At 48.5% G+C, this 14,164-nt stretch carries 14 protein-coding genes, 2 rRNA genes and 1 pseudogene; 9 read left to right on the forward strand and 8 right to left on the reverse strand.

Features of this window, described 5'->3' with window-relative positions:
- Positions 1-29 precede the first annotated feature (29 nt).
- Together rpoE and BSPA111_RS22800 are read right to left on the reverse strand one after the other, a co-directional pair.
- Complete coding sequence (gene rpoE / locus BSPA111_RS06055) at positions 30-605, reverse strand: RNA polymerase sigma factor RpoE (protein ID WP_016537822.1); 576 nt, start codon at positions 603-605, stop codon at positions 30-32.
- 22 nt (positions 606-627) lie between these two features.
- Positions 628-684, reverse strand: a complete 57-nt coding sequence (locus BSPA111_RS22800; RefSeq protein WP_370090880.1) for a hypothetical protein — start codon at positions 682-684, stop codon at positions 628-630.
- On the opposite strand from BSPA111_RS22800, the gene BSPA111_RS06065 reads away from it, so the two are divergent.
- Together BSPA111_RS06065 and nadB are read left to right on the forward strand one after the other, a co-directional pair.
- Complete coding sequence (locus BSPA111_RS06065) at positions 671-955, forward strand: hypothetical protein (protein ID WP_183270235.1); 285 nt, start codon at positions 671-673, stop codon at positions 953-955. The two genes, BSPA111_RS22800 and BSPA111_RS06065, sit on opposite strands and share 14 nt — an antisense overlap.
- 83 nt (positions 956-1,038) lie before the next feature.
- Positions 1,039-2,655, forward strand: coding sequence for an L-aspartate oxidase (nadB, locus tag BSPA111_RS06070; RefSeq protein ID WP_183270236.1), 1,617 nt, complete (start codon positions 1,039-1,041; stop codon positions 2,653-2,655).
- Here nadB and BSPA111_RS06075 read toward each other — a convergent pair.
- Positions 2,640-3,377 carry a tRNA1(Val) (adenine(37)-N6)-methyltransferase gene (locus tag BSPA111_RS06075; RefSeq protein WP_183270237.1) on the reverse strand — a complete coding sequence of 246 codons (738 nt, stop codon included), beginning with the start codon at positions 3,375-3,377 and terminating at the stop codon, positions 2,640-2,642. The genes nadB and BSPA111_RS06075 overlap by 16 nt on opposite strands.
- A gap of 133 nt (positions 3,378-3,510) precedes the next feature.
- Here BSPA111_RS06075 and srmB point away from each other — a divergent pair, with 133 nt between their 5' ends.
- A complete protein-coding gene (gene srmB, locus BSPA111_RS06080; protein WP_183270238.1) occupies positions 3,511-4,833 on the forward strand; it encodes an ATP-dependent RNA helicase SrmB in 1,323 nt (440 codons plus the stop codon).
- A 161-nt stretch (positions 4,834-4,994) separates the two neighbouring features.
- Here srmB and grcA read toward each other — a convergent pair whose 3' ends face one another.
- Complete coding sequence (grcA, locus tag BSPA111_RS06085) at positions 4,995-5,378, reverse strand: autonomous glycyl radical cofactor GrcA (RefSeq protein ID WP_183270239.1); 384 nt, start codon at positions 5,376-5,378, stop codon at positions 4,995-4,997.
- A 318-nt stretch (positions 5,379-5,696) separates the two neighbouring features.
- Between grcA and ung the strand changes: the two genes are divergently transcribed.
- Positions 5,697-6,377, forward strand: coding sequence for a uracil-DNA glycosylase (gene ung, locus BSPA111_RS06090; protein ID WP_183270240.1), 681 nt, complete (start codon positions 5,697-5,699; stop codon positions 6,375-6,377).
- A gap of 57 nt (positions 6,378-6,434) precedes the next feature.
- Here the strand turns inward: ung and BSPA111_RS06095 are convergent, their stop codons facing one another.
- Positions 6,435-7,496: a tRNA/rRNA methyltransferase gene (locus tag BSPA111_RS06095; protein ID WP_183270241.1), complete on the reverse strand. Its 1,062-nt coding sequence runs from the start codon at positions 7,494-7,496 to the stop codon at positions 6,435-6,437.
- 211 nt (positions 7,497-7,707) lie between these two features.
- Here BSPA111_RS06095 and trxC point away from each other — a divergent pair, with 211 nt between their 5' ends.
- The 5 genes from trxC (at position 7,708) to BSPA111_RS06120 (ending at position 13,449) form a co-directional block, all read left to right on the forward strand.
- On the forward strand, positions 7,708-8,127 hold the full coding sequence (gene trxC, locus BSPA111_RS06100) for a thioredoxin TrxC (protein WP_183270242.1): 420 nt from the start codon (positions 7,708-7,710) through the stop codon (positions 8,125-8,127).
- A gap of 73 nt (positions 8,128-8,200) precedes the next feature.
- Complete coding sequence (locus BSPA111_RS06105) at positions 8,201-8,902, forward strand: tRNA-uridine aminocarboxypropyltransferase (RefSeq protein WP_183270243.1); 702 nt, start codon at positions 8,201-8,203, stop codon at positions 8,900-8,902.
- A 32-nt stretch (positions 8,903-8,934) separates the two neighbouring features.
- On the forward strand, positions 8,935-11,595 hold the full coding sequence (gene pat, locus BSPA111_RS06110; RefSeq protein ID WP_183270244.1) for a protein lysine acetyltransferase: 2,661 nt from the start codon (positions 8,935-8,937) through the stop codon (positions 11,593-11,595).
- Between the two features lie 114 nt (positions 11,596-11,709).
- Positions 11,710-13,065, forward strand: a complete 1,356-nt coding sequence (pssA, locus tag BSPA111_RS06115) for a CDP-diacylglycerol--serine O-phosphatidyltransferase (protein ID WP_183270245.1) — start codon at positions 11,710-11,712, stop codon at positions 13,063-13,065.
- 60 nt (positions 13,066-13,125) lie between these two features.
- Positions 13,126-13,449, forward strand: coding sequence for a YfiM family lipoprotein (locus BSPA111_RS06120; protein WP_183270246.1), 324 nt, complete (start codon positions 13,126-13,128; stop codon positions 13,447-13,449).
- Here the strand turns inward: BSPA111_RS06120 and BSPA111_RS22635 are convergent.
- The 3 genes and pseudogenes from BSPA111_RS22635 to BSPA111_RS06130 all read right to left on the reverse strand — a co-directional run.
- A pseudogene (locus tag BSPA111_RS22635) lies at positions 13,446-13,577 on the reverse strand (hypothetical protein); the annotation flags it as partial. The gene BSPA111_RS06120 and the pseudogene BSPA111_RS22635 sit on opposite strands and share 4 nt — an antisense overlap.
- Before the next feature lie 117 nt (positions 13,578-13,694).
- A 5S ribosomal RNA gene (rrf, locus tag BSPA111_RS06125) occupies positions 13,695-13,810 on the reverse strand.
- 114 nt (positions 13,811-13,924) lie between these two features.
- Positions 13,925-14,164: ribosomal RNA gene (locus tag BSPA111_RS06130) — 23S ribosomal RNA — on the reverse strand; the annotation flags it as partial.

Raw genomic sequence — 14,164 nt, forward strand, 5'->3', positions numbered from 1 at the left:
CTAATTACCCTTCCAGTAACCCGCTATCGTCAACGCCTGATAAGCGGTTGAACTTTATTATCAATAGCTTCCCGTGCACGGAAAATACGAGAACGGACAGTCCCTACCGGGCAATCCATGATGGCGGCTATTTCTTCATAGCTCAAACCATCCAACTCCCGCAGCGTAATTGCCATGCGTAAATCTTCCGGGAGTGACTCAATAGTACGGAAAACTATTTGTCTCAGTTCTTCAGACAACATTAAGTTCTCAGGGTTCGAAATTTCTTTCAATGCACTGCCACTTTCGTAGTTTTCCGCATCAATTGCATCCACATCGCTTGATGGAGGACGACGACCCTGAGCAACCAGATAATTTTTTGCCGTGTTGACCGCTATGCGGTACAACCATGTATAAAACGCACTATCGCCACGGAATGAATCCAATGCGCGATAAGCTTTGATGAATGACTCCTGCACCACGTCAGGAACATCTCCTGATGGTACATAGCGGGAAACCAGGCTCGCCACTTTATGCTGATAGCGAACCACCAGTAAATTAAATGACTTCTGATCTCCCTTCTGGACCCGTTCGACGAGGACCTGATCCGTTAACTGCTCGCTCATCCGAGGTAATATCTCCCCAAACCTATTTCCACGCGTAATTGAAAAGCCATCCGAACTCTGCATAAATGAGCAAGTTCACGGTTGGAGCGCTCGATTTGAGCAAAGTTCCATTACGCCATTGTTTTCCTGATCTGTTCCACGAATTATCTCTTCTTGATTATAAGTTTCATGGCACAAACGGTGACACCTTTTTTGTCCTAAAAGGCGATCGCTATATTCATGCAGAGTATCGCATGAATCATGATTTTTCATTAGAAAATCTGCCACTAACGGTGAGCTGGCACGAAAAAGTGCTTATTAACGCTATTATTCGGATGAAACTGAATAAAACCCTCCTCATGTTTAGTTGATATAACACTGGTTTAAAAAAAGCGTGTTACAGCCCACATCGGGTGATATGCTGGCCCAACCTTTGTTTAGTAAATTAAACACGATGAACGCAAATTCCGAACTCGCTTGTGATGTATTAATCGTCGGTAGCGGAGCTGCTGGCCTCTCTCTGGCTTTACGGCTTGCCGAAAACTGCAAAGTTATTGTTCTGAGTAAAGGGCCAATAAATGAAGGCTCGACTTTCTATGCTCAGGGTGGCATTGCCGCAGTGTTTGATGAAACGGATAGCATCGATTCACATGTCGAAGATACGCTGATTGCAGGCGCCGGAATTTGCGATCGAGAAGCGGTAGAGTTTGTCGCCAGTAATGCACGCCATTGTGTGCAGTGGTTAATCGATCAGGGTGTGTTGTTTGATACTGAGATCCAGGAAAATGGCGCCGAAAGCTACCATTTAACTCGTGAAGGTGGACATAGCCATCGCCGCATTCTCCATGCTGCAGACGCCACGGGTAAAGAGGTTGAGACTACGCTGGTCGGCAAAGCGTTGAGTCATCCAAACATTCGTGTCATCGAGCGTAGTAACGCAGTCGACCTTATTGTTTCAGATAAAATCGGTCTACCCGGCACGCGACGTGTCGTGGGGGCCTGGATCTGGAACCGTAACCGAGAGAAAGTGGAAACTTGCCGTGCGAAAGCCGTGGTTTTAGCCACTGGTGGTGCGTCGAAGGTTTATCAATATACGACCAACCCAGATATTTCCTCCGGTGACGGTATTGCCATGGCATGGCGTGCTGGTTGCCGTGTTGCCAATCTGGAGTTTAATCAGTTCCATCCCACAGCCCTCTTCCATCCACAGGCACGTAATTTCCTGTTAACCGAAGCATTGCGCGGTGAGGGTGCTTACCTCAAGCGCCCGGATGGCAGCCGCTTTATGCCTGATTTTGATGAGCGCGGCGAACTGGCTCCGCGGGACATCGTTGCGCGTGCAATTGATCATGAGATGAAACGTCTGGGTGCCGATTGCATGTATCTGGATATCAGCCACAAGCCAGAAGAGTTTGTGCGCCACCATTTCCCAACCATTTACGAAAAACTTATGGGGCTGGGTATCGATCTCACAAAAGAACCCGTACCCGTGGTGCCCGCTGCCCACTATACCTGCGGCGGTGTGATGGTCGATGAAAATGGTCGTACTGACGTTGATGGCTTGTACGCTATTGGAGAGGTCACTTATACCGGTCTGCATGGCGCAAACCGTATGGCATCGAATTCGTTATTAGAATGTCTGGTTTATGGCTGGTCCGCTGCGGAAGATATAATGAAGCGCATGCCATACGCTCGCATTTCCAGGTCGTTGCCTGACTGGGATGACAGTCGGGTCGATAACCCAGATGAGCAGGTGGTTATCCAGCATAACTGGCATGAGCTTCGTCTGTTTATGTGGGATTACGTCGGGATTGTACGTTCCACGCGCCGCCTGGAAAGAGCATTGCGCAGAATTACCATGTTGCAGCAGGAAATCGACGAGTACTATTCCCACTTCCGTGTGTCGAACAATTTACTGGAACTGCGCAACCTGGTGCAGGTTGCAGAGCTAATTGTGCGCTGTGCCATGATGCGAAAAGAAAGCCGGGGTTTACACTACACGCTGGACTACCCGGACTTGGACGAAAACTCCGGGCCAAGCATTCTTTCGCCGCTTTACATAAACAAATAGAAGTCCTGGGTCAGGCCACAGTAACCTTCGGAATATTGCTGGTCTGGCCCACGAATAATCAAACGATCGGTAAAATACTCCCCGTCAGTCGGCGAAAGCGCCAACATCACACGATGGGGCAACCGCGTTTCATTATCTGCAATATCAGTACGATAACGAACAAACCATCCTTGTGTTTTTGCCAGCTCAGTAAAAGCCGTTCCCGACGTTTCAGGCATAATCACACAGAAAAAACCGTCTTCAGTAATCAATTGCGTGGCACTGCTCAACAACGCTTGATGGTCAAGTGTCGTGGTATATCGAGCCTGCGCACGTTCAGGGGATGCACAATCACTGCCCTGTGAAAAAAAGGGTGGATTGCTTACAATCAACGAATAGCGTTGTGTAGCTTGTTGCGCCCACTCACGAATATCAGCGCAATGAACATTGATACGTGAAGCCCATTTGCATCCTGCGGCATTTTCTGCGGCTTGCTCAGCGGCAAGAGGATCAAGTTCTACGGCATCAACAGTGACATTCTCAGGCGTACGTTGCGCCAGCATCAACGCCAGCAACCCACTACCCGTGCCAATATCCAGTACATTTTTAACTTTAGCGACGGGGACCCACGCGCCCAACAACGTGCCATCGGTACCGACTTTCATTGCGCATCGATCGTGCGCGACAAAGAACTGTTTAAAGGTGAATCCATCACGACGCAAAACTACTTTTTGACTGCACATCTTAGCTACCCTGTAGAGAAACTGGAGTAGCATAGGGGAAACTTGCTGCCAGGAAAAGCGTCAGTTACCCACACAAACAGATGAAGATCGCAGCCATAACGTCTATAATCGGCGCCCTACATAGAGGAAGACCATGACTGTAACCACTTTTTCCGAACTGGAACTTGACGAGAGCTTGTTGCTCGCGCTCCAGGACAAGGGCTTTACCCGCCCGACAGCTATTCAGGCTGCCGCCATTCCACCTGCACTTGAAGGGCGTGATGTCCTCGGTTCCGCTCCAACCGGTACCGGTAAAACAGCCGCTTATTTGCTGCCTGTGTTACAGCATTTGGTCGATTTCCCGCGTAAGAAATCTGGCCCACCACGTATTTTGATCGTCACGCCAACGCGTGAACTGGCAATGCAAGTGGCCGATCACGCTCGTGAACTGGCAAAACATACTCATCTTGATATCGCAACAATCACAGGTGGCGTGGCTTATATGAACCACGCTGAAGTGTTTAGCGAAAACCAAGATATCGTTGTTGCAACGACGGGTCGCCTGCTGCAATACATCAAAGAAGAAAACTTTGATTGCCGTGCGGTAGAGACACTAATTCTTGATGAAGCCGATCGCATGTTGGATCTGGGCTTTGCGCAGGATATCGAAACCATTGCTGCAGAAACTCGCTGGCGCAAACAAACCATGCTGTTCTCCGCGACGCTTGAAGGCGATGCGATTAAGAATTTCGCAGAGCGTTTGTTAGAAGACCCTGTTGAAGTTTCTGCAACATCTTCAACGCGTGAGCGTAAGAAAATTCACCAGTGGTACTACCGTGCGGACAACGTTGAGCATAAAACTGCACTACTGGTGCATTTGCTACAACAGCCGGATACCACGCGTTCAATCGTGTTTGTACGTAAACGCGATCGTGTGCATGAGTTAGTGGCATGGCTGCGTGAAGCGGGTATCAACACCTGTTATCTCGAAGGCGAAATGGTGCAGATGAAGCGTACCGAAGCTATCAAGCGTTTGACTGATGGCCGCGTTAACGTGTTGATTGCTACCGATGTTGCCGCGCGTGGTATTGATATTCCAGAAGTGAGCCACGTGTTTAACTTCGACATGCCGCGTACCGCTGATACCTATCTGCATCGTATCGGGCGTACGGGTCGTGCTGGCCTTAAAGGTACCGCTATTTCTCTGGTTGAAGCGCATGACCATTTGCTGCTTGGCAAAGTCACTCGCTACATGAAAGAACCGATGAAATCGCGTGTCATTGATGAGCTGCGCCCTACAACGCGTGCGCCGAGTGAGAAACTCACTGGTAAGCCGTCGAAGAAAGTACTCGCGAAGCGCGAAGAGAAGAAAAAAGACGACAAAGAAAAGCCGCGTGTGAAAGTCCGTCTGCGCGATAAAAAGAACGTCGGTAAGCGCCGCAAACCAAGCAGTGCAAAAAACGAATCAGCTGAATAATTCGTCAGCGAATATAAAAACCGTCTCAATTGAGGCGGTTTTTTTACGATCAGAGTCAGTGTTTTAACTGTTTCATAATAGTTACTGAATCAAACCCATAAAAAAAGCCGGTGCATCTGCCACCGGCTTTTTTCTATATTTTGAAAACTACAGTTTAAAAATTACAGGCTAGCAGTGAAAGTACGAGCAATCACGTCACGCTGTTGTTCTGGAGTCAATGAGTTGAAACGTACCGCATAGCCAGACACACGGATGGTCAGCTGTGGGTATTTTTCTGGATGTTTAACAGCATCTTCCAAAGTTTCACGACGCAGAACGTTCACGTTCAGATGCTGACCACCTTCTACACGAACTTCAGGTTTTGCTTCAACTGGGATTTCACGATACTCAAACTCACCCAATTTGCTCACTGCTACAACTTCGTCTTCTGCAAAATCGGCTTTAGCACATACACAACGCGCTTCGCCTTTCTCGCTGTCCAGCAACCAGATAGAGTTCAGGAGTGAATCATTTGCAGCTTTAGTAATTTGGATACCAGTAATCATTATATTTCTCCCTATGGATAATTTTGTGATTCTATTTCGGGCCATAAACTGGCTCATTGGTAAAACCATTGTTGCGTTACTGATCTTTATACTAGCCAAACACACGCCAAACTTTGATTTAAATCAATTAATCCCATACCACTGATGTGGCTATCATATCATTTATTTGTTTTACATCAACTTAGCTCATTTCACAGAAGTTAAAAATTATGTAAATTTTCAACTTTTTTTAGGTTTACCTTTTATCAGTAGCTCATTCATTTGCTTAGAAGAAAGAAGCCGTTAAGCTAGTCGCATTTCGAATCGCAGGAGAGCGAGATGACGACCCACCTCACCTGGCACGATGTGCTGGCACAAGAAAAGCAACAACCCTATTTCACAAATGCGCTGGCAACCGTTGCTGAGCGTCGTGCTGCCGGGGTCACTGTATACCCACCTCAGAAAGACGTCTTCAATGCGTTCAGATTTACTGAGCTTGGTGATGTGAAAGTCGTCATCCTTGGACAAGACCCCTATCACGGCCCAGGACAAGCACACGGTCTGGCATTCTCTGTTCTGCCTGGGGTTGCTGTGCCACCCTCTTTAAAGAATATGTACAAAGAGTTGCAAAGCGACATTGCTGATTTTGTGCAGCCCAATCATGGTTATCTCGAAAGCTGGGCGCGTCAGGGCGTGCTTTTACTCAACACAGTATTAACTGTCGAGGCGGGTAATGCGCATTCGCATGCGAAATTAGGCTGGGAAACATTCACTGATAAGGTGATTGCGCTGATTAACGAGCACTGTGAAGGCATCGTCTTTTTACTGTGGGGATCGCATGCGCAGAAGAAAGGCAGTTTTATTGACAGGAGCCGCCATCACGTTTTACAAGCTCCTCATCCCTCGCCTTTATCGGCACATCGTGGTTTTCTGGGGTGTGGGCACTTCTCTAAAACCAATCAGTATCTGACTGAACGCAACCAACCCACGATTGACTGGACGCCCGTTCTGCTAGAATAAAAAGACAAAAAAGCCAGCTTGCGCTGGCTTTTTATATCGGTCGGTTATTCTCAAAGCTTACGCTTTGTTTTGACGCCACCATTCTGCCAACAACACACCTGTCGCGACAGATACGTTCAGGCTTTCGACATTACCGGTACCATCAATGGCAACGCTCATGTCGGCATTTTCAAAGGTCGCATCGGAAACGCCTTCGCGCTCCTGACCTAACACCAGAACCATTTTCTTCGGCAGCTCAGCTTTGAAAAGCGGAGTCCCTTTATGGCTTGATGTGGTGACAATCGCATAACCTGCTTTGCGGAATTGCTCCAGACCTTCTTCGAAAGTCTCGCCGCTAATGGCTTCAACGTGCTCCGCACCGCCTTCGGCAGTACGAACCGCAGCGCCAGACTCCAGCATTGCTGCATCTTCCACCAGCAAACCTTTCACACCGAAGTGCGCGCAGCTACGCATAATGCCGCCGAGGTTGTGCGGGTTAGCGACGTTTTCCAGCGCCAGCACGCAATCGTCTTCAGCAGCTTTTGATAGCCAGCTTTGAACGGTAATACCGCGACGTTTTTTGATGATGAAACAAACGCCACCGTGGTGTTCTGTACCAGATGCTTTAACTAATTCAGCATCGTCGACCACGTGGTAGGCTTTGCGGTTTGCTGCCATCCAACGCAATGCTTCTTTGAAACGCGGCGTCACGCTCTGGACAAACCAGGCACGTACGATGCAGTCAGGACGGCTCAGGAAAAGAGCCTGACAAGCATTTTCACCATAAACACGCGTTTCTTCCGCACGTTGGCGGCGAATCACTTCAGGGTCAACAATAGGTCTGCCGTTGGCACCCATTTGCTCGCCTGCTTCAACTACTTCTTCTCTTGGTGGCCGTGAAACCGTTCTCCACGGGTTATCACCGCGATCGTCACGATCGTCACTACGATTCCGCTCGCGCCCTGCGCCAGGTTTATCATCGCGACGTGGACCACGACGGCCCTCACCCCGTGACGGTGCTGCAGGACGCCCACCGCCTTTACCTGTACGCGGGTTTTGGCTGCGTTTTTCGCTGTCATCGTCACCGCGGACATACATCACTTTGACCTTGCCGCTTTTACCTTTAAATTCGTCGTTCATGCTTTTCTCCACCTGGCTGAGCGCGTGGCGCGCAGATTACCCGATGTGGCACTGGTTAGCCATTAACTTTGGTCAAAAGCCAATAACTATTATATTCATCGAATAAATCACTTTGCTGGCACTCGACTAATCGCTGATAATATTTAACATATAAGAAACATCATCTGTGAATTTCACCATTTTTGGACAACAGATCTTTTAGAGGTTAGCTATGAATACCGTTTGTGCCGCCTGCCAGGCGATTAATCGCATTCCTGATGAGCGTATTGACGACGGTGCCAAATGTGGCCGTTGTGGTCATGATCTTTTTGATGGTGAAGTGATTAATGCCACCAGCGAAACCCTGGATAAACTGCTGCAAGACGACCTGCCTGTCGTAGTGGATTTCTGGGCGCCATGGTGCGGCCCTTGCGTCAACTTTGCGCCAATTTTCGAAGATGTTGCTGAAGAACGCAGTGGCAAAGTACGCTTCGTTAAAGTGAATACTGAAGTAGAAACCGCGCTTAGCGCACGTTTTCGCATCCGCAGTATTCCCACCATTATGGTGTTCAAAAAAGGTGAGATGGTCGACATGCTTAACGGGGCAATGCCGAAAGCACCGTTTGATAGCTGGCTGAACGAAAATCTCTAAGTTCACGGGTACGTTTCTTTGTACCCGTACGCTTCATCTACGTTAGAATGGCGTTTTTAAGCTTGTTTATCTGATGACTGAAAACGCCGTCTTACGTCTTCGTGCCGAACGCCTGGCGCGCGCAACTCGCCCTTTCCTTGCTCGTGGTAATCGCATTCGCCGTTGCCAGCGTTGCTTACTGCCGCTAAAACAGTGCATATGTGAAACCCTGCAACCACAGAATGCTCGCAGCCGTTTCTGTTTAGTCATGTTCGACACTGAACCGATGAAGCCAAGTAATACCGGCAGACTGATTGCAGATATTCTTCCCGATACCGAAGCATTCCAATGGTCACGTACCGAACCACCGAAAGCCCTGCTCGATTTAGTCAGCTCTCCTGATTATCAAGCGATGGTTGTATTCCCTGCTTCATATGCAAGCGCTGGGCGTGAAGTGCTGACGATGCCACCAAAAAGTGGCAAACCACCGCTGTTTATTATGTTAGATGGCACCTGGACTGAAGCACGTAAGATGTTCCGCAAAAGCCCTTATCTTGATCAACTGCCCGTCATTTCGGTGGATTTGAGCATTGTCTCTGCTTATCGGTTGCGGGAAGCCCACGCGGATGGGCAATACTGCACAGCCGAAGTGGCCGCCGCGTTGCTCGCACTTGCCGATGATGAAAATGCTGCGATAGGTCTAACAGAGCATTTCACGTTGTTCCGTGAACGATATCTGGCTGGTAAACCTCATCATCAATCCAGTATCACAGCAGCGGAGCCAGAAAGCGTTTAAACTCACTGGGTTAATTCTCAGGGGAGAGAGCAATGAGTCAACGTGGGCTGGAGGCGCTGCTGCGTCCCAAATCAATCGCTGTTGTCGGAGCTTCTGCGAAAACAGATCGCGCCGGTTATTTAATGATGCGCAATCTATTGGCAGGAGGCTTTAATGGCCCGGTAATGCCAGTGACACCGAGCCATAAAGCGGTATGCGGAGTCCTTGCCTGGCCTGATATCGCAAGCCTTCCTTTCCCACCCGATCTCGCAATAATTTGTACCAACTCAAAACGAAACCTCGAATTATTGCAATCACTTGGTGAGAAAGGTTGTAAAGCTTGCATCATTCTCTCTGCTCCCCCAGAACAACTCCCTGAATTACTGGCTACAGCCACCCAATGGCAAATACGTCTACTTGGGCCAAACAGCCTCGGTTTGCTTGCACCGTGGCAAGGCCTTAATGCGAGTTTCTCACCCGTACCAATTCAGAAAGGGAAACTGGCATTTATTTCGCAATCAGCAGCAGTATCCAACACGATTCTCGACTGGGCACAGCAACGAGAAATGGGCTTCTCGTGGTTTATTGCTCTGGGCGACAGCCTCGATATTGATGTTGATGAACTGCTGGATTATCTGGCTCGAGATACAAAAACTAGCGCCATCTTGCTTTACCTCGAGCACCTGAGCGACGCACGACGTTTTGTCTCGGCTGCCCGAAGTGCTTCACGTAACAAACCCATTCTGGTGATTAAAAGCGGACGCAGTGCCAAAGCCCAGCAGCTGCTTAAAACACATCTTGGGCTTGATGCCGCATGGGACGCAGCCATTCAACGTGCCGGTTTGTTACGCGTCCAGGACACTCACGAGCTTTTTTCGGCTGTAGAAACGCTAAGTCACATGCGTCCACTGCGTGGCGAGCGTTTGATGATTATTAGTAATGGCGCGGCGCCCGCTGCCCTGGCACTAGACGAGTTGTGGTTGCGAAACGGTAAGCTCGCGACTCTGAGTGATGAAACCCTTAATAAGCTAAAGAGTGCTTTGCCAATCAGTGTTGAAAGTGGCAATCCGTTAGATTTACGCGACGATGCGACGCCAGAGCGTTATCTACGTGCAGTGGAAATTCTGCTTGATTGCCAGGATTTTGACGCATTAATGATTATTCATGCTCCTAGTGCCGCGGCACCTGGCACCGAAAGTGCCACCGCATTAATTGAACTATTACGTCGGCACCCGCGCAGCAAATACATCACGTTAATCACCAACTGGTGCGGCGAATTCTCTTCCCAGGAATCGAGGCGGTTTTTCAGTGAAGCGGGTATTCCCACTTACCGAACGCCTGAAGGTGCAGTAACTGCCTTTATGCATATGGTGGAGTATCGCCGAAACCAGAAACAACTGCGTGAAACACCGGCATTACCCACCAATTTGAAAGCCAATGCCAGCGAGGCTCACCTTCTTCTCCAGCAGGCATTAAGCGATGGGGCAACGTCGCTCGATACTCATGAAGTACGCCCTATTTTGCAGGCGTATGGGCTGAATACACTTCCAACCTGGATTGCGGGCGATAGTGCGGAAGCCGTGCATATTGCTGAACAAATCGGCTATCCCGTCGCGCTGAAATTACGCTCCCCGGACATTCCACATAAGTCTGAGGTTCAGGGGGTTATGCTGTATTTGAGAACCGCCACGGAGGTTCAGCAAGCCGCTGATGCAATTATAGATCGCGTGAAAATGGCGTGGCCACAAGCTCGGATTCATGGATTGTTGGTACAAAGCATGGCTAACCGTGCAGGTGCTCAGGAGCTCCGAATCGTAGTTGAACATGATCCGGTATTTGGCCCACTGATTATGTTAGGCGAAGGTGGTGTTGAATGGCGACCAGACCAGCAGGCTGTCGTGGCTTTGCCGCCGCTCAATATGAATCTCGCCCGCTACCTGGTTATTCAGGCAATCAAAAGCGGTAAGATTCGTGGGCGCAGCGCATTACGTCCGTTGGATATTCCCGGTATTAGTCAGATCCTGGTGCAGGTTTCAAACTTAATTGTAGATTGTCCAGAAATTCACCGCCTCGATATTCATCCCCTTCTGGCTTCGGGTAATGAGTTCACGCTGCTGGACGTCACTTTACAGCTCAATAAGTTTGATGGTGATCCGGAAAGCCGCCTTGCAATACGCCCTTATCCCTATCAACTGGAAGAAAATATCATTCTCCGGAATGGTGAGCGATGCTTGTTCCGCCCTATCCTCCCGGAAGATGAACCGTTGTTGCAGCAGTTTATTTCACTGGTAACCAAAGAGGATCTTTACTATCGATATTTCAGTGAGATCAACGAATTTACCCACGAAGATTTAGCCAATATGACCCAGATCGACTACGATCGAGAAATGGCTTTTGTGGCTGTCCGTGAACAAAACGGATCACAGGAGATAATCGGTGTCACACGCGCAATCTCAGATCCCGATAATATTGATGCCGAGTTTGCCGTGTTGGTTCGTTCCGATTTGAAAGGGCTCGGGCTTGGGCGGCGTTTGTTGGAAAAGCTGATTAGTTACACCGGCGATCATGGCCTGCAAAGGTTGAATGGTATTACTATGCCAAATAACCGCGGTATGGTGTCTTTAGCTCGAAAGCTTGGATTTGATGTCGATATACAATTAGAAGATGGCATCGTAAGCCTGACTCTTCCATTGATAAAAAGCATAGATTCGTGAGTAAGGTACTGGAAAACTTACTCACTTTACGGGTCAGTAGTGGTATTATCAGCAAGTTCTGACGTCTGGATTTTGCAGAAGGCCATCCAATGAATAGAGAAGATACGCACTGTGATGTTGTCTAAATTTAAACGTAATAAACATCAACAACACCTTGCCCAATTGCCGAAGCTTTCTCAGTCAGTTGATGATGTAAAGACCCTTTTCTCCCCAGCGGATTTCCGTGAAGCTCTGCTGCAAAAAATTGCCAGTGCAACTCGCCGCATCTGTATCGTCGCACTGTATCTTGAGCAGGATGACGCCGGTAAAGCCGTGCTTCATGCTCTATATCAGGCAAAACAACAGCGTCCGGAGATTGAAGTAACCATTCTGGTTGACTGGCATCGTGCTCAACGAGGCCGTATTGGTGCAGCTGCTACTAACACCAATGCCGACTGGTATCATCGTATGACCGAGGAGTATTCCGGCATAGATATCCCGGTCTATGGCGTACCAGTAAATACGCGTGAAGCATTGGGCGTGCTGCATTTCAAAGGTTTCATAGTTGATGATTGCGTGATTTATAGCGGCGCGAGTATTAATGATGTTTACCTGCATCAGCAGGATAAATATCGTTACGACCGCTATCAGGTTATTTGCAACCCTCAGCTTTCCGACATCATGTATAACTGGATGCAAGACAATCTGGTTCGTGGTCGTGCGGTACATCGATTAGACAGACAACACAGGCCAAAAAGCCCAGAAATCAAAAACGACATTCGCCTATTCCGTCAGGAGTTACGCGATGCCAGTTTCCATTTCCAGGGCAATGCTGATAACGAGCAACTAGCCGTTACGCCGCTAGTAGGCCTGGGCAAAAGCAGTCTGTTAAATAAAACTATCTATCATTTAATGCCGTGTACCGAGCGTAAACTGGTTATCTGCACGCCTTATTTCAACCTGCCAGCGGTGCTGGTGCGCAGTATTATCCAACTGTTACGCGAAGGGAAAGAAGTTGAGATTATTGTCGGTGATAAAACAGCGAATGACTTTTATATTCCAGAAGATCAACCGTTTAAAATAATTGGTGCGTTACCTTATCTCTATGAAATTAATCTTCGCCGATTCCTGAGCCGCTTACAATATTACGTTGACAGCGGTCAGTTGGTTGTACGTCTTTGGAAAGATGACGATAACAGCTACCACCTCAAAGGGATGTGGATTGATGATGAGTGGATGTTGCTGACAGGCAATAACCTTAATCCGAGAGCATGGCGACTGGATCTGGAGAATGCACTTCTTATTCATGACCCTAAACAAGAACTGGCAGTTCAGCGTAACCACGAATTAGATCTGATCCGCACTCACACAACGGTAGTTCAACACTATCATGATTTACAGAGCATTGCGGATTACCCTGATAAAGTGCGTAAGCTTATTCGCCGACTGCGTCGTATCCGTATCGATCGTTTGATAAGTCGTATTCTGTAGTTCATCGCTATACTGAAAAGCCCTGCTTGCAGGGCTTTTTTGTAGCCAGAGGATCATTGAATGCTGCGTCTTTTACTTCCCTCAATATTAATTCTCAGCGGTTGCAGCCATATGGCTCAAGACCAATGGCATGGTCAAGATAAAGCGCAACACTTCATAGCATCAGCAATTTTATCTGCTGCAGGTAATGAGTATGGCCAACATCAAGGATGGAGCGATACTCGCAGTGCAAATTTTGGTTTCTTATTTTCTGTCAGTCTTGGCGCGACGAAAGAGCTCTGGGATAGCCGAACAGCTGGAAGTGGATGGAGCTGGAAAGATTTCACCTGGGATGTAGCCGGTGCCGCCACCGGCTACGCTATCTGGCAACTCGCCAAATATTAGAGTTTGATTCCCTTCCCTTTGCGGTGCAGCAACAGTAAAACCAGGAATGCCAGAACTACCATTCCTGAGACATACCAGAAAAATGCAGTTTCCATTCCTATCGATTTCACTGAAAGCGCGACGTATTCTTTACCTTATATGCCACGGGTTGACTTGCGTGAGAGCGGATATGCAGGGGCGGTTCGGGTAAATTGCAGACAGCAAAAAGCCCTGTACGTCAGTACAGGGCTTTCCACTTATTTGGAGCCTGGCAGTTCCCTACTCTCGCATGGGGAGACCCCACACTACCATCGGCGCTACGGCGTTTCACTTCTGAGTTCGGCATGGGGTCAGGTGGGACCACCGCGCTACTGCCGCCAGGCATATTCTGTTTCATTAACCGTCATGTTATTCACATAACCATTAACGTAAAATCTGAGAATCAAGCTGAAAATCAAATGTCTTCGTCTCTCAACCAAAACACCTTCGGTGTTGTAAGGTTAAGCCTCACGGATCATTAGTACTGGTTAGCTCAACGTATCGCTACGCTTACACACCCAGCCTATCAACGTCGTAGTCTTCAACGTTCCTTCAGGGGAATCAAGTTCCCAAGGAGAATTCATCTCGGGGCAAGTTTCGCGCTTAGATGCTTTCAGCGCTTATCTTTTCCGCATTTAGCTACCGGGCAATGCCATTGGCATGACAACCCGAACACCAGTGATGCGTCCACTCCGGT

Origin of the sequence: Buttiauxella sp. A111, assembly GCF_014189855.1 — a bacterium.
Classification (GTDB): Bacteria; Pseudomonadota; Gammaproteobacteria; order Enterobacterales; family Enterobacteriaceae; genus Buttiauxella; species Buttiauxella selenatireducens.